The sequence below is a fragment of the Streptomyces sp. NPDC007872 genome (genome assembly GCF_042868165.1).
Lineage (GTDB): Bacteria > Actinomycetota > Actinomycetes > Streptomycetales > Streptomycetaceae > Streptomyces.
Window position 1 is genome coordinate 218,909 of record NZ_JBIAEA010000010.1, and the last position, 18,328, is coordinate 237,236.

Annotated in this window: 18 protein-coding genes; 4 read left to right on the plus strand and 14 right to left on the minus strand. The window is 73.9% G+C overall.

The genetic code is table 11. From position 1 onward, the window contains the following. The first annotated feature begins 211 nt into the window (after positions 1 to 211). Entirely contained in the window at positions 212 to 979 is a 768-nt protein-coding gene (locus ACFYNX_RS29705; RefSeq protein WP_388665734.1) for a BTAD domain-containing putative transcriptional regulator, read from the plus strand. Positions 980 to 1,024: 45 nt separating this feature from the next. On the opposite strand, the gene serS is transcribed toward ACFYNX_RS29705, so the two are convergent. From serS to ACFYNX_RS29765, 12 genes are all read right to left on the minus strand, one after another. Continuing rightward, positions 1,025 to 2,359 carry a serine--tRNA ligase gene (gene serS / locus ACFYNX_RS29710; RefSeq protein WP_388665736.1) on the minus strand — a complete coding sequence of 445 codons (1,335 nt, stop codon included), beginning with the start codon at positions 2,357 to 2,359 and terminating at the stop codon, positions 1,025 to 1,027. Positions 2,360 to 2,425: 66 nt separating this feature from the next. Further along, positions 2,426 to 3,922, minus strand: coding sequence for an APC family permease (locus ACFYNX_RS29715; protein ID WP_388665738.1), 1,497 nt, complete (start codon positions 3,920 to 3,922; stop codon positions 2,426 to 2,428). An 89-nt stretch (positions 3,923 to 4,011) separates the two neighbouring features. Beyond that, positions 4,012 to 5,229 (minus strand): beta-ketoacyl-[acyl-carrier-protein] synthase family protein, encoded by a 1,218-nt coding sequence (locus ACFYNX_RS29720; RefSeq protein ID WP_388665740.1) that lies wholly within the window; start codon positions 5,227 to 5,229, stop codon positions 4,012 to 4,014. Continuing rightward, complete coding sequence (locus ACFYNX_RS29725; protein ID WP_365541865.1) at positions 5,229 to 5,459, minus strand: phosphopantetheine-binding protein; 231 nt, start codon at positions 5,457 to 5,459, stop codon at positions 5,229 to 5,231. The genes ACFYNX_RS29720 and ACFYNX_RS29725 overlap by 1 nt, the downstream gene beginning before the upstream one ends. A 29-nt stretch (positions 5,460 to 5,488) precedes the next feature. Then, entirely contained in the window at positions 5,489 to 6,493 is a 1,005-nt protein-coding gene (locus ACFYNX_RS29730; RefSeq protein WP_388665862.1) for a beta-ketoacyl-ACP synthase III, read from the minus strand. Positions 6,494 to 6,579: 86 nt separating this feature from the next. Further along, positions 6,580 to 7,560 (minus strand): VlmB-like protein, encoded by a 981-nt coding sequence (locus ACFYNX_RS29735; protein ID WP_365541867.1) that lies wholly within the window; start codon positions 7,558 to 7,560, stop codon positions 6,580 to 6,582. Next, positions 7,557 to 8,165 (minus strand): flavin reductase family protein, encoded by a 609-nt coding sequence (locus ACFYNX_RS29740; protein ID WP_365541869.1) that lies wholly within the window; start codon positions 8,163 to 8,165, stop codon positions 7,557 to 7,559. The genes ACFYNX_RS29735 and ACFYNX_RS29740 overlap by 4 nt, the downstream gene beginning before the upstream one ends. After that, positions 8,162 to 8,716 (minus strand): hypothetical protein, encoded by a 555-nt coding sequence (locus ACFYNX_RS29745; protein ID WP_388665743.1) that lies wholly within the window; start codon positions 8,714 to 8,716, stop codon positions 8,162 to 8,164. Before ACFYNX_RS29745 ends, ACFYNX_RS29740 begins: the two co-directional genes overlap by 4 nt. A 67-nt stretch (positions 8,717 to 8,783) precedes the next feature. After that, the gene (locus tag ACFYNX_RS29750) at positions 8,784 to 9,272 is read right to left on the minus strand and encodes a type II toxin-antitoxin system RatA family toxin (RefSeq protein ID WP_388665745.1); all 489 of its coding nucleotides are present in this window, start codon (positions 9,270 to 9,272) and stop codon (positions 8,784 to 8,786) included. Positions 9,273 to 9,274: 2 nt separating this feature from the next. Next, the gene (locus ACFYNX_RS29755) at positions 9,275 to 10,558 is read right to left on the minus strand and encodes an aspartate aminotransferase family protein (protein WP_388665747.1); all 1,284 of its coding nucleotides are present in this window, start codon (positions 10,556 to 10,558) and stop codon (positions 9,275 to 9,277) included. A gap of 55 nt (positions 10,559 to 10,613) precedes the next feature. After that, the gene (locus ACFYNX_RS29760) at positions 10,614 to 11,753 is read right to left on the minus strand and encodes an acyl-CoA dehydrogenase family protein (RefSeq protein WP_388665749.1); all 1,140 of its coding nucleotides are present in this window, start codon (positions 11,751 to 11,753) and stop codon (positions 10,614 to 10,616) included. Positions 11,754 to 11,858: 105 nt separating this feature from the next. Then, positions 11,859 to 13,460, minus strand: a complete 1,602-nt coding sequence (locus ACFYNX_RS29765; RefSeq protein WP_388665751.1) for an aldehyde dehydrogenase family protein — start codon at positions 13,458 to 13,460, stop codon at positions 11,859 to 11,861. Between the two features lie 314 nt (positions 13,461 to 13,774). On the opposite strand from ACFYNX_RS29765, the gene ACFYNX_RS29770 reads away from it, so the two are divergent. The 3 genes from ACFYNX_RS29770 (at position 13,775) to ACFYNX_RS29780 (ending at position 16,997) form a co-directional block, all read left to right on the plus strand. Next, entirely contained in the window at positions 13,775 to 15,238 is a 1,464-nt protein-coding gene (locus ACFYNX_RS29770) for an MFS transporter (protein ID WP_365541881.1), read from the plus strand. A gap of 80 nt (positions 15,239 to 15,318) precedes the next feature. After that, positions 15,319 to 16,017 carry a hypothetical protein gene (locus ACFYNX_RS29775; protein WP_388665753.1) on the plus strand — a complete coding sequence of 233 codons (699 nt, stop codon included), beginning with the start codon at positions 15,319 to 15,321 and terminating at the stop codon, positions 16,015 to 16,017. A 134-nt stretch (positions 16,018 to 16,151) separates the two neighbouring features. Further along, the gene (locus tag ACFYNX_RS29780) at positions 16,152 to 16,997 is read left to right on the plus strand and encodes a helix-turn-helix transcriptional regulator (RefSeq protein ID WP_365541885.1); all 846 of its coding nucleotides are present in this window, start codon (positions 16,152 to 16,154) and stop codon (positions 16,995 to 16,997) included. Positions 16,998 to 17,013: 16 nt separating this feature from the next. On the opposite strand, the gene ACFYNX_RS29785 is transcribed toward ACFYNX_RS29780, so the two are convergent. Beyond that, positions 17,014 to 17,421, minus strand: a complete 408-nt coding sequence (locus ACFYNX_RS29785; protein WP_365541887.1) for a nuclear transport factor 2 family protein — start codon at positions 17,419 to 17,421, stop codon at positions 17,014 to 17,016. A 34-nt stretch (positions 17,422 to 17,455) separates the two neighbouring features. Beyond that, entirely contained in the window at positions 17,456 to 18,238 is a 783-nt protein-coding gene (locus ACFYNX_RS29790; protein WP_365541889.1) for an alpha/beta fold hydrolase, read from the minus strand. Positions 18,239 to 18,328 lie beyond the last annotated feature (90 nt).

Here is an 18,328-nt window from a genome sequence, read left to right on the forward strand (position 1 = left end):
CGGGGCTCTCGGACGGCCTTGCCCCGCCATCCGTTTCCGGAGCCGGGCCGGTCGCTCCGTCCCGGCCCGTGGCGGGGCCGGTGTGTCCAGTCGCGCTCTAGGTCGCCGCTCCACAATGTGCGGTACTGCGGAAATCGGCGGCACGGGCGGTGTGGAAGCCGCGGGCCGCGACCTAGGGGAGGCTCTCTTGCGGTTCCGGATCTTGGGCACGGTGGCAGTCGGCGTCGGAGGCGCGGTCCACGCCGTTCCGGGGCTTCGGCAGCGGTGCCTGCTGGCGAGTCTGCTCATCCACGCCCCCGCGGTGGTGCCCGTCTCGGCGCTGTACGACGAGCTGTGGGGGGAGAACCCGCCGGCGACCGTGGAGAACGCGCTCCAGGCGCACGTCTCGCGGTTACGGCGCACGCTCGTGCATCTGGCGGGGGACCCGGCGGCGGACCTGGTGCGGACGCGGGGGGCCGGGTACAGCCTCCAGGTGGCGCCGGAGGACATCGATGTCCACCGGTTCCGGGGGCTCATACGCGGGGCCCACCGGGCCATGGAGGCGGACGACCCGGCCGGCGCGCTGGAGTCGCTGGAGCGGGCGCTCGGGATGTGGCGCGGGGCGCCGCTGGGGGACGCCGCCGCCGGGCCGCTCTGCGCGAGCGCGGCCACGGAGTGGGAGGAGGAGTACCTGTCCGCGCGCGAGGACGCCTTCTGGCTGCGGCTGCGGGCCGGCGAGGCGATGCGGGTCGTCGGCGAGCTGAAGCGGATGAGCGTCGCCCACCCGTGGCGGGAGCGGACCACGGAACTGCTCATGGTGGCGCTCTACCGGAGCGGCCGGCAGGCCGAGGCCGTCGGCGTGTACAACGCGGCCCGGCTGCGGCTCGCCGACGAGCTGGGCATGGAGCCCTCGCCGAAGTTGCGGCAGTTGTTCCGCCAGATGCTCAACCAGGACCCGGGGCTGCACGGGTCCACCGCCCTGCTGCGCGCGAGCGCGTGAGGACGGCGCCGGCCCCGCGGTGGTCGCCGCGGGGCCGGCGGGCGGTCACGCGGAGCCGCCGCCGGGGAGCAGCCGGTGGAAGCCGGTGTACTCGGCCAGCGCCGCCGGCAGCACCACGGAGCCGTCCTCCCGCTGACCCTGTTCCAGGAGGGCGGCGACGGTCCTTCCGATCGGCAGGCCGGAGCCGTTGAGCGTCGCCGCGGGCCGCCGGGAGCCGCCCGCGCGGTAGCGCAGGCCGGCCCGGCGGCCCTGGAAGGTGCCGCAGTCCGAGACCGAGGAGATCTCGCGGTAGGCGTCGCTGCCGGGCAGCCACACCTCGACGTCGTACGTCTTGCGCGCGGAGAACCCGATGTCGCCGGCCGGCAGGAGGACCACGCGGTACGACAGTTCCAGCCGCCGGAGGCACTCCTCCACGTGCGTCAGCATCAGCTCCAGCTCCTCCCCCGCGTCCTCCTCCCGGCAGACGCGGACCAGTTCCACCTTCTCGAACTGGTGCAGGCGGAGCAGGCCCCGGGTGTCGCGGCCGTAGGAGCCCGCCTCGGCCCGGTAGCACGGGGTGCGGGCGGTCATCGCCAGCGGCAGCCGGCGCTCGTCGAGGGTCTCCCGCGCGAGCAGGTTGGTCAGCGGCACCTCGGCGGTGGGGATCAGGAACAGTTCGCGGCCGCCCACCGAGGTGGCGAAGAGGTCGTCCTCGAACTTGGGCAGTTGGCCCGTCCCGGTCATCGTCTCGCGGCTGACCAGGTGCGGCACCGCGTACTCGGTGTACCCGTGCTCCCGGCCGTGCAGGTCCAGGAGGAAGGAGCCCAGGGCGCGTTCAAGCAGGGCGCCCGGGCCGACGGCGACGCTGAACCGGGCGCCGGACAGCCTTCCCGCCGCGGCCGTGTCCAGGATCCCGAGGCTCTCGCCGAGGTCGGCGTGGTGCCGGCCGAGGCCGGGCCCCGAGCCGCGGTGCGGGCCGACGCGGCGGACCTCCACGGCGTCCTTCTCGTCGAAGCCGTCGGGGAGGTCGTCGGCCGGCAGGTTCGGCACCGTCAGCAGGAGCCGTTCCAGGTCTCCTTCGGCCTCCCTCGCCTCGGCTTCGGCGGCCTGCACCCGGTCCCGGAGGCGGCGGTTGCGTGCGCGCGGGTCCTCCCCGGCCGGGTCCGCCGGGACGGACGGGTCCGCCGGGACGGACGGGTCCGCCGGGACGGACGGGTCCGCCGGGCGGCCCTTCCGGGACGCCTGTCTCAGCTCCGCCCGCAGGCCGTTCACCGCCTCCAGCGCGGTGGCCCGGCGCCGCTGGGCGGCCCGGAGTCCGTCGAGGTCGAACGGATGGCCGCGCCGGGCCAGGCGGCGCTCCGTCTCCGGACCGCTGGCGATCAACTCGCGTACGTCGTGCACGTCGTTCCCTCCGGGGCGGATGGGCGGGGGTGGGCGGAAGGGGGTGGGGGTACGGGGGGGGGCGGGTCAGGCCGGTTCCGAGACGGGGGCGGGGGTGCGGGGCTCCGCCGCCGGGTCCGTCCGGGCCGGCTCGGGGGCCAGGTGCGCGGCGGCCAGCGCGCGGTAGCGGTCGGGGGCGGCGGCGCGCAGCCGCAACGCCCACAGCACGCCCGCCGCGGCGATCAGGACGATCGCCCAGGGAAGGCGCGCGACGACTCCGCCGGTCGCGCCGGTCAGCACGTCGAAGTTGCCGACCACCAGCCACACCGTGGCGGCCAGGCCGGCGAAGCCCAGCAGCGGCGCCACGACTCCCCGCCAGGGGCCGGCTGCGGTGTCCTTGCGGCGCAGGGCCACGGCGGAGAGCGCCGACAGCGCCTGGAGGGCGACGATGCCGAGGGTGCCGAGGCCGAGCATGCTGGTCGTCATGTTCGCGTACGGGTCCAGGCCGCCGACGGCGAAGACGGCGGCGACCACGGCACAGACCGCCACCTGGACGAGGCCGGCCAGGTGCGGCGAGCCGAACCTCGGGTGCAGCCGGCCCAGCGGGCGGGGCAGCAGGCCGTCGTCGGCCATCACCTGCGCGTACCGGTTGGCGGCGCCGTGCAGCGCCAGCGTCGCGGCGAACAGGCTGGTGCAGAGCATGATCTCCAGGGCGGTGGCGCCGGCGGCGCCGAGGTAGTCGCGGCCCAGCGCGAAGAAGAGGTCCCCGAGGCTGTTCCCCGCGGTCTCGCGGACCTGCCCGGGGCCGATCGCACCGACCGCGGCCCAGCTTGTCAGGGCGTAGAAGACGGAGATCAGGAGGGCGGCGAAGTAGGTGGCCCGCGGGACGCTGCGGCGCGGGTCGCGCGCCTCCTTGCCGTACAGGGCGGCCGACTCGAAGCCGATGTACGACACGAAGGCGAACATCAGCGAGACGCCGAGGCCGGGGCCGGTGGCAGCGTGCCAGGAGAACGAGGAGGCCGGCAGGGCCCGCAGGCCGTGCCGGGCCAGTACGGCGACGTCCAGGGCGGCCAGGACGCCGATCTCGGCGATCATGAGGACGGCCAGCACGCGGGCGCTGAGGGCGATGTCCCGGTACCCGAGGACCGCGAGGAGCACCAGGACGATCGCGGCGCACCACTCCCACGACAGGTGCACGCCGTGGCCCGCCAGCACCAGGCTGGTGAAGTAGCCGGACGCGCCGACCAGGCCGATGGTGGCGCAGTTGTAGGCGACGACCGCCGTCCAGCCGCCGCCGACCGCCAGCGGCCGGCCGAGGCCGTCGGCGATGGAGGCGTAGAAGCCGCCGGAGCCGCCGGTGCGGCGGGCGCTGACCGCGTACCCGACGGAGAAGCAGAGCAGGGTGGCGCCGGCGAAGAGGAACGCCGCGGGGACGCCTTCGGCGGTGCCGATCGCGAACGCCAGGGGGACGGTGCCGACCATGGCGGAGAGCGGCGCCGCGGCGGCCACGATCATGAAGACGATGTGGCCGGTGGTGAGGGATCCGCGCCCCGGGGGCGGGGCATGTCGCGCGTTCGTCGTCATGAGGGGCTCCTGGGGGTCGGGGCCGTGCCCCGTCCGGCGGGCGGGGCGCGTGAAGGGGAGGGGGCGGGGACTCGGGCCCGGGCGGGGGTTCAGGCCCGGGCGAGGGCGAGGACGGCGTTCTGGCCGCCGAAGCCGAGGGAGTTGCTCAGGGCCAGGTCGTAGTGGGTCGCGGTGGCCGTGGTGGTGAGCTTGAGGTCGCAGTCGGGGTCGGGGACGTCGAGGTTGGCGGTGGGAGGCACCACCTGCTCCTCCAGGCCGAGGACGGTGAACGCGGCCTCGATCGCGCCGGCCGCGCCCAGGAGGTGGCCGGTGACGCCCTTGGTGGAGGTGACGAGCGGGTCGTCGAGCACGCGGCGCACCACCGTGGCCTCGGTGAGGTCGTTGAGGCGGGTGGCGGTGCCGTGCGCGTTGACGTGGCCGACGTCGGACGGGTGGCAGCCGGCGTCGGCGAGCGCGGCGCGCATCGCCGCCTCCAGGCCGGTGCCCTCCGGGTGCGGCGAGGTGAGGTGGTGGGCGTCGGCGGAGGCGCCGTACCCGGCGACCCGGGCCCGGATCCGGGCGCCGCGGGCACGGGCGTCGGCGGCGCGTTCGAGGACCAGGACCCCGGCGCCCTCCCCCGCCACGAAGCCGTCGCGGTCCGTCTCGAAGGGGCGGGAGGCGGCGGCCGGGTCGTCGGCGCGGCGCGAGAGCGTGCCCATGCGGGCGAAGCCGGCCATCACCAGGGGCGTGATCATGGCCTCGCTGCCGCCGGTGAGGACGAGGTCGCACCGGTCGAGGAGGAGCAGGTCGCGGGCGGTGCCGATGGCCGTGGTGCCCGAGGCGCAGGCGGTGGCGACCACCAGGTTGGGGCCGGTGGCGCCGAACTCCATGGCCGTCTGGCCGGCGAGCATGTTGGGAAGCTGCATGGGCAGGAGCAGCGGGGAGACGTGGCGCGGGGAGCGTTCGAGCAGCACCCGGTGCTGCTCCTCCACGGTGCCGGGTCCGCCGTCGGCGCAGCCGAGGACCACGCCGACGCGGGCGCCGTCCCAGGTGGCCGGATCGAGGCCGGCGTCGGCGATCGCCTCGGCCGCGGCGACCAGCGCGAACTGGGTGAAGCGGTCGAGCCGGTGGGCCCGGCGGGCGCCGAGCAGGGCGTCCGCGTCCCATCCCGGCACCCGGCAGGAGATGGCGACCGGGTGTCCTTCGAGGACGGGGTCGGCCGCCGCGGCCGGGCGCCCGGCGCGGATGCCGGCCCAGCTCGCGGCGGTGCCGATCCCGGCCGGGGTGACCAGGCCGAGACCGGTGACGGCGATGTCGGTGCCGGTCATCACACCCGCGCGCTTCCCTGCTCGATCAGTGCCAGCATGTCGCCGACGGTCTCGGCCTCCAGGAGTTCGTCGTCCGAGACGGAGACGCCCAGCTCGGTCTCCAGGACGAGGGAGAGCTCGACGACGGCGAGCGAGTCGAGTTCGATGTCCTCCCGGGTGGCGTCCAGGGTGATCTGCTCGGGGCTGACCTTGAGCTTGTTGACCAGGATTTCCTTGAGCTGCTCGAACATGGCGCGGGTGCCTCTCTGGTGAGTGGGTGTCAGGTGGTGCGGTGGGTGGGGCGCGGCCCCGGCCCGGGCTGGAGCTCGGGCCAGGTGAGGGTCGCCGCGCCCCAGGAGAGACCGCCGCCGAAGGCGGTCAGGAGCAGCCGGTCTCCGGCCCTCAGGCTGCCGTCGGCGGCGCTCTGGTCCAGGAGGAGCGGGATCGAGGCGCCGCCGGTGTTGCCGACGTGCTCGATGTTGGAGAGCTGCCGCGCGGGCTCGATGCCGAGGCGGTCGGAGACGGCGGTGAGGATGCGCGCGTTGGCCTGGTGGGCGGCGAAGCGGTCGACGTCCTCGGGGCGCCAGCCGGTGTCGGCGAGGGCGTGCAGGGAGGCCGCGGTCATCCGTTCCACCGCGTGCCGGTAGGTGGCCCGGCCGGCCATCCGGAAGTACTCCTCGCCCGGCTGCGGGGGGAGGCCGGAGGAGCGCTGGCGGGAGCCGCCGGCCGGCACGGTGATGAGGTCGCTCAGTTCGCCGTCGCTGCCGAGGACGAGGGAGCCGAGGGCGCCCGGTTCGTCGGCGGTGCCCGCGCGGAGCACCACGGCTCCGGCGCCGTCGGCGAAGATCACGGCGGTGCCGCGGTCCTCGGGGTCGACGATCGTGGTGAAGGCGTCGGCGGCGATGACCAGGACGCGGTCGGCGAGGCCGGTGGCGATGTGGCCGGCGCCGGTCGCGAGGGCGTAGAGGAAGCCGGCGCAGACGGCCGCGACGTCGAAGGCGGGGACGCCGCCGAGGCCGAGCCGGGCGGCGACCGCCGGGGCGGTCGCCGGGCAGGGGTGGTCGGGTGTGGTGGTCGCCAGGACCACCGCGTCGACCTGGGAGTCGTGGGACGACTTGAGGGCCTGCAGGCCGGCCTCGACGGCGAGGTCGGAGGTGGCGGTGCCGGGGGTGACGACGTGCCGGGCGGCGATGCCGGTCCGGGTGCGGATCCAGGCGTCGGAGGTGTCCAGCCGGGCCACCAGGTCGTCGTTGGTGACGACCGTGGGCGGTACGTGGCCGCCGATCCCGGCGAGGACGGCCGCCCGCCCGGCGGGGGCGGAGAAGGAGCGGCCGGTGCGGGGCCGGGGGCCGGCGGGGAGGTCGGCGCCGTTCACGGCCGCTCGCCGCGCACGGTCGCGTCCGCGGGCAGGCCCATGTAGGCCATGCGGCTCGCGGCCATCTCGTCGGTCCACCGCTCGGCCATGTCGTACCGCTGCTCGGGGGTGGTGTCGAGCAGGCGCACGCCGGGCCAGACCTCGTAGTCGCCGATGACCCCGGCCTGTTCGGCCATGCCCCGCTGGAAGAGCTCCTCGCGGTGCAGGACGTAGGGCCGGTCGGGCACGCGGTCCCACAGTTCGGTGCCGGCGGCGAGGATCTCGCGGAGGCGGGGCAGGTACTCGGGGTGGCTCCGCAGGTGGTCGCGCAGGATGGTGCTGGCGACGGTGAGGTGCCGGATCTCGTCGATGGCGGTGCCGCGCGAGATCTCCTGGGTGGCCTCGGACAGCGGGGTCCACTTGCGCTCGCTCAGTTCGGCGGCGGGGGCGAGGACGCCCTCGATGACGATGGCGAAGACGGCCACGCCGCCGTAGAAGTCGTTCTGGTCGCGGACGATCTCCAGGGTGAAGTCCTCGACGGGCTGGAGCACCTCGCGCCGGTAGTCGGCGGCCATGGCGTCGATGTCGGCGAGCAGCGTGCGCTGCGGCAGGCCGAGTTCGACCAGGTGGTTGCGGAAGACGCGGGCGTGGCGGGCCTCGTCCATGAGCTGGGTGGCGTAGAACTCCATCTCCGGGACGGAGGGGGCGCGGGAGACGTAGTGGCCCAGCAGGCGGGTGGCGATCTCCTCGGAGAGGCTGCGGAAGCCGAACTCCAGGACGAGCGCCTCGCGGAGCGGGCCCGGCCGGCGGAGGAAGTCCGGGACGTCGGCCTTCTCGTGGTGGCCGGTGGCCCCGCGGTCGCGGAGCGTGCCCTGGGCGACCTCGGTGAACCAGTACGCGAGGTCGCAGTGGTCCGGGCCGAGGGTCAGTTCCTTGGCCCCGTCGAGCAGGCCGGGGGCGGTGTCCCAGTCGGCTTCCCTGGCGGTGGGCGTGTTCATGAGGGCACGTTCTCCTTGGCGGACGGGACGGTTCGCGGGCCGGCCGGGACCGGTGCCGGGCCGTCGTCGGGCAGGACGCCCTCCCCGTACTCCGCGACCGGGATGAGCTTTCCGGCGAAGAGCTCCCCGGCGCTGCTGACCAGCGGGTCCCCCTCGGCGGTGGCGGCGTGGACGACGGCGCCGAGCAGCAGCTCGTGGTCGCCGACCCGGAAGCGGCCGACCACCCGGCAGTCGTAGTGGGCGAGCGCGCCGCGGAAGAGCGGCGCCCTGGAGTAGGTGGCGGGGTCCCAGTCGATGCCGTGGAACTGGGCGGCGCCGTCGGGCCGGGAGCTGCCGGCGAAGTGGCGGGCCAGGTGGTCCTGTCCGCCGCTGAGCACGTTGACGGCGAAGCGGCCCTCGGCGGTGGCGAGTTTGGCCAGGACCGAGTCCGGCTTGAGGCACACGCCCAGGACCTGCGGGCGGCGGGAGATGCGGACGACGGTGCTGACGGTGGTGCCGTGGCGGTGGCCCTCGTGTTCGGCGGTGAGCACCGACACCGGGGTGGCGAGCCGGCGCAGGGCCCGGTCGTGGGTGCTCCAGCGGTCGCGCAGCGTGATCCTGCTCATCGGGCCGCTCCCCCGCCGGTCGGGACGGTCTCCTCGCGCGGATCCGCCGGGGCGCCGGGGACGTGCCCGACGGGGACCGGGGTCTCGGCGTGGCCGACCGGCTTGGGGTGCGGGAGGCCGAGGTCGTCCAGGAGGCGCAGGTAGCCGGGCTGGCGGACGGGCTCGAAAGGCAGGGCGAACGGCTTCATGAAGTTGCCGAACAGGCCCCGGTCGCCGAAGAGGTGGAAGGGGATCACCAGCAGCGCCCACTCGGGGCGGACCAGCCAGCACCACAGGGCGGCGACGGCGGCCTGGGTGATCAGGCTGTGCATGACGTTGTAGGCGACGTAGTAGCCCTTGTGGATGGGGCGGCCGCCGGCCCGGCGGAAGGCGAGGGCGCCGGGGATGTAGCCGATGAGGTCGATGTAGAGGAAGAGGCCGATGGCGGGCAGCCAGCGGATCTCGTCGAAGTGCCATACGAGGAGACCGGTCGTCACCGCGAGGCCGACCAGGTACTCGGCGCGGTGGAGCGAGAAGGTCTTCGGCGTCTCGAAGGGGTTTGCCTGGTCCACGGGTGAACTCCTGAAGGGAGGGGTTACGGGGCGGGCGGCGGGCCGGGGGCCCGCCGCCGGCGGTGGGTCAACCCGCGCTCGGGGCGGCCGCGGCGTCGAGGGCGATGTCCGCGTCGAGGAGCGTCGTGGCGGGGAAGAAGCCGGTGAGGGCCCAGGCGACGGTCTCGCGGATCACGCGCTCGGCGATCGGGTCGAGGATGCTGGCGAGGCTCGGGATGCCGAAGTCGAAGTCGGCCGTGAAGACGACGGAGACGTCCGGGCCGTCCTGGCGCAGCGTCCAGACGCCCTCGAAGCTGTCGAAGTCGCCGTCGGTCTGCTCGAACCGGATCTCCAGCCGGTCGGGGAGGAAGGTGTCCTCCTCCGTCCAGCGCAGCAGGCCGCTGCGGAAGTGCAGTTCCCAGCTCGAGCTGCCGACGGGTTCGGGGAGGGTCGCGTGCACCTCGGTGGAGCGCACGTGGGGGGCGAGTTCCGGGTAGCGCTCCCAGCGCGGGACGGTCCGGAAGACCTCCTCGGCGGAGGCGAGGCGCACCAGGGCGTGGAGTTCGACGTGTCGCATGGTCAGTTGCCGCCTTCGGGCATCGTGGCCGAACGCCGCACGAGGTCGACGGTGGCCTTGTCGAAGGAGTCGAGCAGGAATTCGACGTCCCGGTCGGTGAGGATCGCGGGCGGGGTGAACCGCACCACGGAGGAGCCGTTCATCGAGTGGTTGGCGACCACTCCGTGGTTGAACAGCTCGATGAGCAGTTCGCCGGCGAGTCCCGGCTCGATCAGCTCGACGCCGATCAGGAGGCCCTGGCCGCGCACCTCGACGAGCTGGTCGGGGATGTTGCGGCGGGCGATCTCGGTGATCCTCGGGAGGAGCCGGGCGCCGAGTTCGCGGGCGCGGGGCACCAGTTCCTCCTCCCGCAGGGCACGGACGGCGCCCTGGACCGCGGCCATCAGCAGGGGCTGGCCGGAGAAGGTGGCGGTGTGGACGTACGGGTCCTTGTCGAAGGGCCGGAACGCCTTGCGGGTGGCGAGGGCCGCCGAGACGGGGACCACGCCGCCGCCGAGCGCCTTGCCGGCGAGCAGGACGTCGGGGCGGACGCCCTCGGTGTCCAGGCCCCACCACTCGCCGAGCCGGCCGAAGCCGGACTGCACCTCGTCGAGGACGAGGAAGCCGTCGAACTCCCGTACGGCCTCCTCGACCTGCTTGAGGTAGCCCTTGGGCGGGATGACGACGCCGCCCTCGCCCTGCACCGGTTCGAGGATCACGCAGACCTCGCCCGGGTGCCGGGAGAGCTCGTCGCGCAGGGCGTCGATGTCGCCGAAGGGCAGGTGGACGAAGTCGGGGACGAGGGGCCGGAAGGGCGCCTGGTAGACCTCCTTGGCGGTGGCCGACAGGGCCCCGAGGGTCTTGCCGTGGTACCCGCCCTTCATCGACACGGTCCGCTTGCGGCCGTTGGCGCGGGCCAGCTTGAGGCCGGTCTCGACCGCCTCGGCCCCGGAGAGGGCGAAGTGGACGCGGTCGAGGCCCTCGGGGGCGATCGAGACCAGGGCCTCGGCGGCGCGGGCGACGGTGGGCTCCAGGAGGATGCGGGTGGCGACGGGGTGGGTCTCGAGCTGCCGGCGCACCTCCTCCATGACGATCGGGTGGCGGGCGCCCATGATGAAGACGCCGTAGCCGCCGGCGTTGAGGAAGCGTTCGCCGTCGGAGGTGGTCAGCCAGGCGCCCTCCGAGTCGACCTCCATGTGGGTTCCGAAGAGCTCGGCCAGGGTGGCCCGGCCCTTGCTCAGGTGGGCCCGGTAGAGCCGGAGGATCTCCGCCTCCCGGTCGACCGGGGCGCCGGCGCTCGTGGTCATCGGTGTCTCTCTCGCTTTCGGTCCGTGGGGCGGGGCCCGGGGCCCCGCCCCGGGGTCAGGACAGGTCGAGCGGGCCGCCGGCGGCGTGGGCGAGCAGCGGCTCGACCGTGGAGCCCTGGGACGGGGGGTGGAAGGCGAGCGGGCGCACCGAGGCGGCCGTCCGCAGGTGCTCGGAGGAGCGGATGAAGTCGATGCCGCCGAGGAGTTCGAGGGCCTGCTGGGTGGCGAGCGACAGGGCCTCCTGGGCGGCGAACCGGGCGATCAGCACCTGGGAGACGGCCTCCTCGCCGCCGACGCCGTCGCGCACCGCGCGGGCGACCCCCAGCAGCAGGTGGAAGGCGGACTCGGTGCGGACGAGCAGGGCGCCGCGCTCGCCGGCGCCGCCGCGTCCCCGGGCGAGCACCTCCTCGGTCAGGCGGGCGGCGGCGCCCGCGTAGCCGGCCGAGACCAGCATCTCGAACCAGACGAAGCCGGCGTTCTGGAGGTCGTCGATGCGGCCGGGGTCGTCGGTGGTGGTGCGGACGACCCGGTCCTCGGGGACGAAGACGTCGGCGAGGCGGACCTCGTCGCTCTGGGCGGCGGCGAGCACCTCGGCGCCCCAGAAGGGGTGCAGGGTGAGACCGGGTGCGTCGGCGTCGACGAGCGCGAGGGCCAGCTCGGGGGCGCCGTCGGCGCCGGGGACCGCGATGCTGGCGGTGAGCAGGCTCATCGAGCGGGAGAGGCTGCACGGCTTCTTGGAGCCGTTGAGGAGGTAGCCGCCGTCGACCGGGGTGGCGGTGACGGCCGGGGTGAGGATGTTCTGCTGGGTGCGGCCCTCGGCCCAGCCGGAGGCCATGAGCCGCTGCTCGGGGACGACCGTGTGGAGCAGCGCGGTCTGGGCGGGGGTGAGGCGGCCGGGGCCGTCGGCGAGCGCGTAGAGCATCGCGGCGGTGAAGTGGTGCATGGTCGAGGCCACGGCGAGCGACGGGGAGAGCGAGCCGACGGCCCGCTGGACGTGGACGGCGTCGACCGGGTCGGCGCCCAGCCCGCCGTACTCGGCGGGGACGAGCAGTCCGACGCCGGAGGCGGCCCGGAAGAGGTCCACGACCGGGCTGTCGGCGGCCTCCCGCTCGTCGAAGCTCAGGTCGGACAGCGCCTTCACCAGCCCGGGGTGGAAGCGCTCGCAGGTGTCGCGGGCGGCGTCGAGAGATCTCACGGGTGTCACCTCGTTCAGCGTCGGTCTCGGATGGGGTCGGGCGGTGGCCCGGGGCGGCCGGGCGGCGGGACGCGGGCCGGCCGCTCCGGAGGGGGCCGGGGCCGGTCAGTCGCCGAAGACGGTCCGGTGCGGGCTGACGTCCCGCGCGATGCTGACGCCCTGGACGTGGGAGGTCTTGAGCATCGGGTAGTTGGCCTCGCCGAAGACCCCGCCGGTCAGGCCGGTGCCGCCGTGGCTGGGCAGGTAGGGCAGGAAGCCGATGTGGGAGTCGTTGACCTTGAGCAGGCCGCCGTTGACCACCCGCCGGACGAAGGTGTCGACGACGTCCTCGTCCTTGGCCCACAGGGAGTTGCGCAGCCCGTACTCGTTGGTGTTGACGAAGTCGAGGAAGCGGTCGAGGAGGGCCTCGTCGTCGTCCGGCTCGGCGACCACGATCGGCAGCAGCGGGAAGAAGGTCTCGTGCCGCACCACGTCGTGCTCGCGGGCGGCGGCCAGGCCGTCGACGCGGAGCACGGTCGGCTGGAGGAAGACGCCCGTCTCGGAGGGGGTGCCGTCCAGTTCGGTGCGCCTGCCGCCGGTGATCAGCTCCGCGCCCTGTTCCAGGGCCCGGTCGAGCAGGCCGAAGAAGCGTTCGGTGCGGCGCACCGGGGAGAGCAGGACGTCCTCCTCGTCGGGGTAGCCGGGCCGCACGTCGGCGACCTGGCGGCGGACCTCGGCGATGAGGTCGTCGGCGACGTCGGGGTGGACGAGGACGTAGTTGGGGACCATGCAGATCTGGCCGGAGCCGTAGAACGACTCGGTGATCGCCTCCGCGGCGTAGACGAGGTCGGCGTCCTTCCAGACGATGATCCCGTCGTTGCCGGCGAGTTCCAGGATCGGCTTCTTGCCGTGGGCGACGCACTGTTCCTGGAAGCGCAGCCCCTCCGTGCTGCCGCCGATGTAGAAGATGTCGTCGATCAGGGGGCTGGTGATCCAGCGGTCCAGGGTCTGCTTCGGGTTGGAGCAGACGACGTTGAGGGTGCCGGGCGGGGCGCCCACCTCCTCCAGGAGCGGGGCGGCCACGTCGCGCAGGACCCACAGGGTGGAGAGGGCGATGCTGCGCGGGGCGCGGACCACGACCGCGTTCCCGGCCATCACGGCGAGGACCGCGAGGGCCGCGCTGGGCGCCGGCGCGTTCTGCGGCGGGTTGAAGGCGACCACGCCGTCGGGCTGGCGGCGGACGATCAGCCGGCGGCCGCCCTGCTCGAACTCGGTGTGCATCTGGCGGGCGTACCAGCCGATGCTCTCCTCGCTGTAGATCTGGAGCAGGCAGCTCAGCTCCCAGCGGGCCAGCTTCACCGGGTGGGACTCGGCGACCAGCATGTCGACGAACTCGTCCGCGCGGCGCAGCAGTTCCTCGCGGAAGAGGGTGCCGAGGCGGAGCCGGCGCTCCAGCGGGACCGCGGCCCAGCCGGGGGCGGCCGCGGCGGCCGCCTCGCTGGCGAGGTCGATGGCCGCGTCGTCGGCGACGGCGCAGCGGCCGATGACGTAGGGGTGTTCCGCGGCGGGTGAATCCGCGTCCTTTTCGAGGGTGCGCTTGAGACTGACGCTGGTGAAGACGTCTTCGAGGAGCGACTTCGCGCTCACGGTGTAGACCCAGCCGTCGCCCTCGACGTCTTTCCCCGCAATAAACAGCCCATAGCTGTGGAAATTTTTTCCGGGATTCATCTTGCGGACCCTTCGGAAAGGCAATCGAAATCTTTTGGGAGGCGAAATCGGATGCGATGATTGCAGTCCGCTCTGACCGGGCCCTGACGTACTGCTGATCCCGCCTGGACAACCGCTGGAGCGCCTTCCGCGTCCTTGTGCGCGGGCGCTGTCGCCGGGGCGGGCCGGGGCGGGCGGACCCCGGTGATTACCTGGTAGGTAATTGACCCCCCTGATCACCGGACGAGACTCTGGAGAGGCACTCGGACACCTGTCTGCCCGGCCGCGGGCGAGCCGGGTTTCACACATCCTGTGATCGATCGGGAGTACGAAGAATGACCACCGACACCAACCGCAGCCCCGCCGCGCCGTCACCGCCCGCACCGGCGGCCGGAAGTCCGGCCGTACCGCACCGGCTGATCCTGCCGACCGTGCTGGCCGGCGTCTTCATCACCACCCTCGACTTCTTCATCGTCAACGTCGCCATTCCCTCCCTGCAGACCGACCTGAAGGCGACCGCGTCCGCCATCGAATGGGTGGTCGCCGGATTCGGCCTGGCCTACGGCGTGGGCCTGATCACCGGTGGCCGCCTGGGCGACCTGTACGGCCGCCGCAAGATGTTCCTGCTGGGCCTGGGGCTGTTCACCGTCGCCTCGCTGCTCTGCGGCGTCGCCCAGACGGGCGGCTTCCTGGTCTTCTCGCGGGTGCTCCAGGGCCTCGCGGCCGCGCTGCTCGCACCCCAGGTGCTGGCGCTGCTGGGCACGATCTTCACCGGTGCCGCACGGCTCAAGGTCTTCGCCGGCTACGGCCTGGCCATGGGGCTCGCGGCCGTGTTCGGCCAGCTCATCGGCGGTCTGCTGATCGAGGCCGACATCGCGGGCTGGGGCTGGCGCTCCTGCTTCCTGGTGAACCTGCCGCTCGGCCTGCTCATCATGGCGCTGACGGTGAAGGTGGTGCCCGAGGCGCGGGCCGAGGGGCGGCCCAAGCTGGACCTCCTCGGCGTCGTCGTGGTCACCCTCGCCCTGGTCGCCCTGGTCCTGCCGCTGATCGAGGGCCGCGAGGCCGGCTGGCCGCTGTGGACCTGGCTGTCCCTGGGCGCGTTCGTCGTGCTGACCGCCGCGTTCGTGGCCATCGAGCGCTCGATCGCCCGGAAGGGCGGTTCCCCGCTGGTGAACATCGCCATGTTCGGCGACCGCGCCTTCACCGTCGGCCTCGCCTGCCAGTTGGTGTTCTGGATGGGCCAGGCGTCCTTCTTCCTGGTGCTCGCCCTGTACATGCAGGCCGGCCGGGGTCTGACCGCCCTGGAGGCGGGCCTGCTCTTCGCCGCCATCGGCGCGGGGTACATGTACACCTCGATGAACGCCACCAAGTTCGCCGCCAAGCTCGGACGCCAGGTGCTGGCCGTCGGCGCCCTGCTGATGGGCGCGGGCCTGGTGATCCTCGGGATCACGGTCGCCCGGCTCGGCGACGGCGGCAGCATCGCCTGGCTGATCCCCGGCCTGGTCATCGACGGCGCCGGCATGGGCCTGGCGGTCGCCCCGCTCGCCTCCACCGTGCTCGCCCGGGTCAACCCGCAGTACGCGGGCTCGGCCTCCGGCGTGCTCACCACCGGTCTGCAGATCGGCAACTCGGTCGGCGTCGCGGTGATCGGTGTGATCTTCTACAACGCGCTGGGCGACGCCCCCGACACGTCGGCCTACGCCCACGCGTTCGACATGGGGATCGTCTTCCTCGTCGCGGTCGCCGCCGTCCTGGCCCTCCTGGTCCAGGCGCTGCCCAAGACGAACGACGGCAAGTGAACCACCCCCGGTGAACTCCCGGGGCGGCGAAACCCCCGCGCCGCCCCGGGCTTCCCGCTGACGAAGGAGAGAGAGCGCACGTGAGTGCCGAAGAACTGCTGGACCGTTACGTCGCCGTCTGGAACGAGCCCGACCCCGCCGCCCGGCGGGACGCCGTCGCCGCGCTGTGGGCGCCGGACGGGCTGCACCACACGCAGACCCGCCGCTTCCGGGGCACCGAGGAGCTGGTGGCCCGGGTGACCGAGGCCCACGACCAGTTCGTGGGAGGCCAGGGACTGCGCTTCCGGAGCGGTGGCGAGCCGGTCGGCCGGCCCGGCGCGCTGGCCTTCACCTGGGTGATGACCCCGGGCGACAGCGAGAACGTGCTCGCCGTCGGCTTCGACGTGGTGCTGCTGGACGGCGAGGGCCGGATCACCAGCGACTACCAGTTCAACGAGCCGCCGGCCTCGGACGCCGGGCTCGACGCCCAGGCCGACCGGTACCTGGCCGCGGTGGCGGCCGGGGGCGAGGCGCTGCGCAAGGAGGTCGCCGACCTCTACCTGCCCGGCGCGGTCCTGGTCGACGAGAACGGCGTGCACGAGGGCGTGGAGGCCGTGGCCGCCGCGCTGGAGGCCGGCGGGGCGCGGCACCGCACGGGCAGCGCCTCGGCACAGCACGACGCCTTCCGCCACCCGTGGCGCGCGGAGTCGGGCGAGACCGGTGTGGACCTGCTGCTGCGCGACGCCCAGGGCCTGGTGCGCGCCCACTACCGCTTTCCCGGGGCGGGCGGGCGGGTCTGAGAGTCCCCCGGCCCGCGGCGCTCTCGGCGCCGCGGGCCGGGTGTCCCGGGGCCGCGCACGCCTCCCGGCCGTGCGCGGCCCGCGATCCGCCTCCGCGGTTGTGCCCGACGCCGAGGATGATGCAGGGTGATGAGATGACCGAGGTGCAGGAAAGTCTGCAAGTGTCCCGCCCGGTGGGCGAACTGGTGCGCCGGTGGCGGGAGCAGCGGGGCTACAGCCAGCTCGCCCTGGCGACCCGGGCCGAGATCTCCGCCCGTCACCTCAGCTTCCTGGAGACCGGGCGGTCCAGGCCCAGCCGGGACATGGTGCTGCGGCTGGGCCGCCACCTCGACCTGGCGTTGCGCGAGCAGAACCAGCTCCTGCTGGCGGCCGGCTACGCGCCCGCCTACACGGACTCACCTCTGGACGTTGCCGATATGCTCCCTGTGCGTGACGCGCTCCGCCAGATCCTGACGGGTCACGAGCCCTTCCCCGCCCTCGTGGTGGACCGCAACTGGAACGTCGTGCTCAGCAACAGCGGCTTCCGGCTCTTCGCCGAGGGCGCCGCGCCCGAGCTGCTGCGCCCTCCCGTCAACGCGCTCCGGTTGGCCCTGCACCCCGGGGGCATGCGGTCGAGGATCATCAACTTCCCCGAGTGGCGCGACCAGCTCCTCCAGCGGCTCCAGCGGCGGGTCGAGCTGACCGCCGAGCCGGGGCTCACCGAGCTGTACCGGGAACTGCTCGGCTACGCGAGCGGCGGCGAGCCCGACCCCCGGCCCCGCACCGACCACACCGACCTCACGCTGCCGCTGCGCCTGCGGTACCGGGACGCGGAGCTCTCGCTGATCTGCACCATCGCCACCTTCGGCATGCCGCTGGACGTGACCGTCGCGGAGCTGGCCGTGGAGGCGTTCCTGCCGGCGGACGGGGTCACCGGCGAGCTGCTCAAGGGCCTGCACGCCGCCGCTCCCGCCGGGCAGGACCCGGCGGGAGCGGCGTAGGGCGCGGGCGGGACGGTCAGTCCGTACCGCCGGGGGCCGGCACGACGTAGGTCGGCGGGGTGTCGAAGTACTGGTGGTCCGAGAGGATCCGGCCGTCCTCGTCGAGCGTGACGAAGTCGAAGCCGACGGCCTCCAGGGCTCCGGTGGCCTCCGAGACCATCACCCAGTTGAACCGCAGGGTGTCGTGCTGCCCGCGGGCGTTCGCGCAGGAGCGGAAGGTGAAGCCGCCGGTGGCGTAGGCGTCGTGCGCGTACCCCACCTGGGTGGCGATGGCCTCGTGGCCGGTGACGACGGCGACGGCGTTCGCGTAGACGCCGTCGGGCGCCCACAGCTCCTCGACGGCCTTGCGCCGGGCGGCCGGATCGGTCTCGGTCCAGACCGCGACGTAGCGGTCGGCGAAGGCGTTGGGTTCGGTCCTGGACATGCGGGGCTCCTTCGGTACGGGTGTTCCGGCGGGGTCAGCGGGCCGGCCGGGCCGCGGCGGCCCGGCCGAGCAGCAGGCGGACGAAGTCGGCGGTGATCGAGGTGGTCTGCTCGTGGACGAAGAAGTGGCCGCCCCGGAAGAGGCGGTTGCCGAGGTACGAGCGGGTCCGGGGCACCCAGGAGGCCATGGCCCCGGGGTCGACCAGCGGGTCCTTGTCGGCGCTGTAGGTGACGACGGGGCAGGGCACCTCGGCGTCGTCGTCCCGGTAGCTGGCGCAGACCTCCAGGTCGGCGCGCATGGCGGGCATCATCATGCCGAGGGCCTCGGAGTCGTGGAGGACGGCCTCGGGCAGCGAGCCCAGGCCGCGGGCCCAGTCGACGAGCTCGCTCTGCGGCACCTGGAGCTGCTCGGGGGGCGGGGTGCGGAAGCCCTTCGGGGCCCACGCGGAGGCGCCCAGCAACACCGGCGGCCGCTCGCCGCGCTCGTGCAGCTCGACGGTCACGCGGTAGCCGACGAGGGCGCCCATGCAGTGGCCGAAGACCGCGTACGGGCGGTCGTCGAGTTCGGCGGCGAAGGCGTCGGCGAGGGTCTGCACCAGCGGTTCGATGTCGGTGAACATCTCCTCGCCGTACCGCTCCTGGCGGCCGGGCAACTGGATGCACTGGACGGAGACGTCGGCGGGGATCTGCGCCGGCCAGTCGTGGTAGATGGACGCGCCGCTGCCCGCGTAGTGCAGCAGAAAGATCCGGGTTCCGGCGTCGGGTGCGCTCTCCGGCTGGAACCAGCGGTCCGCGAGGGCGGCGACCGGCTCGGTCATCGTGCTCCTTCAGGTGGTGGGAACCGGGGGTCCGGCCGCCGTCGGCCGGGCCCCCGGGGGCCGCCCGGCGGCGGCCGGCGTGCGGGGCGG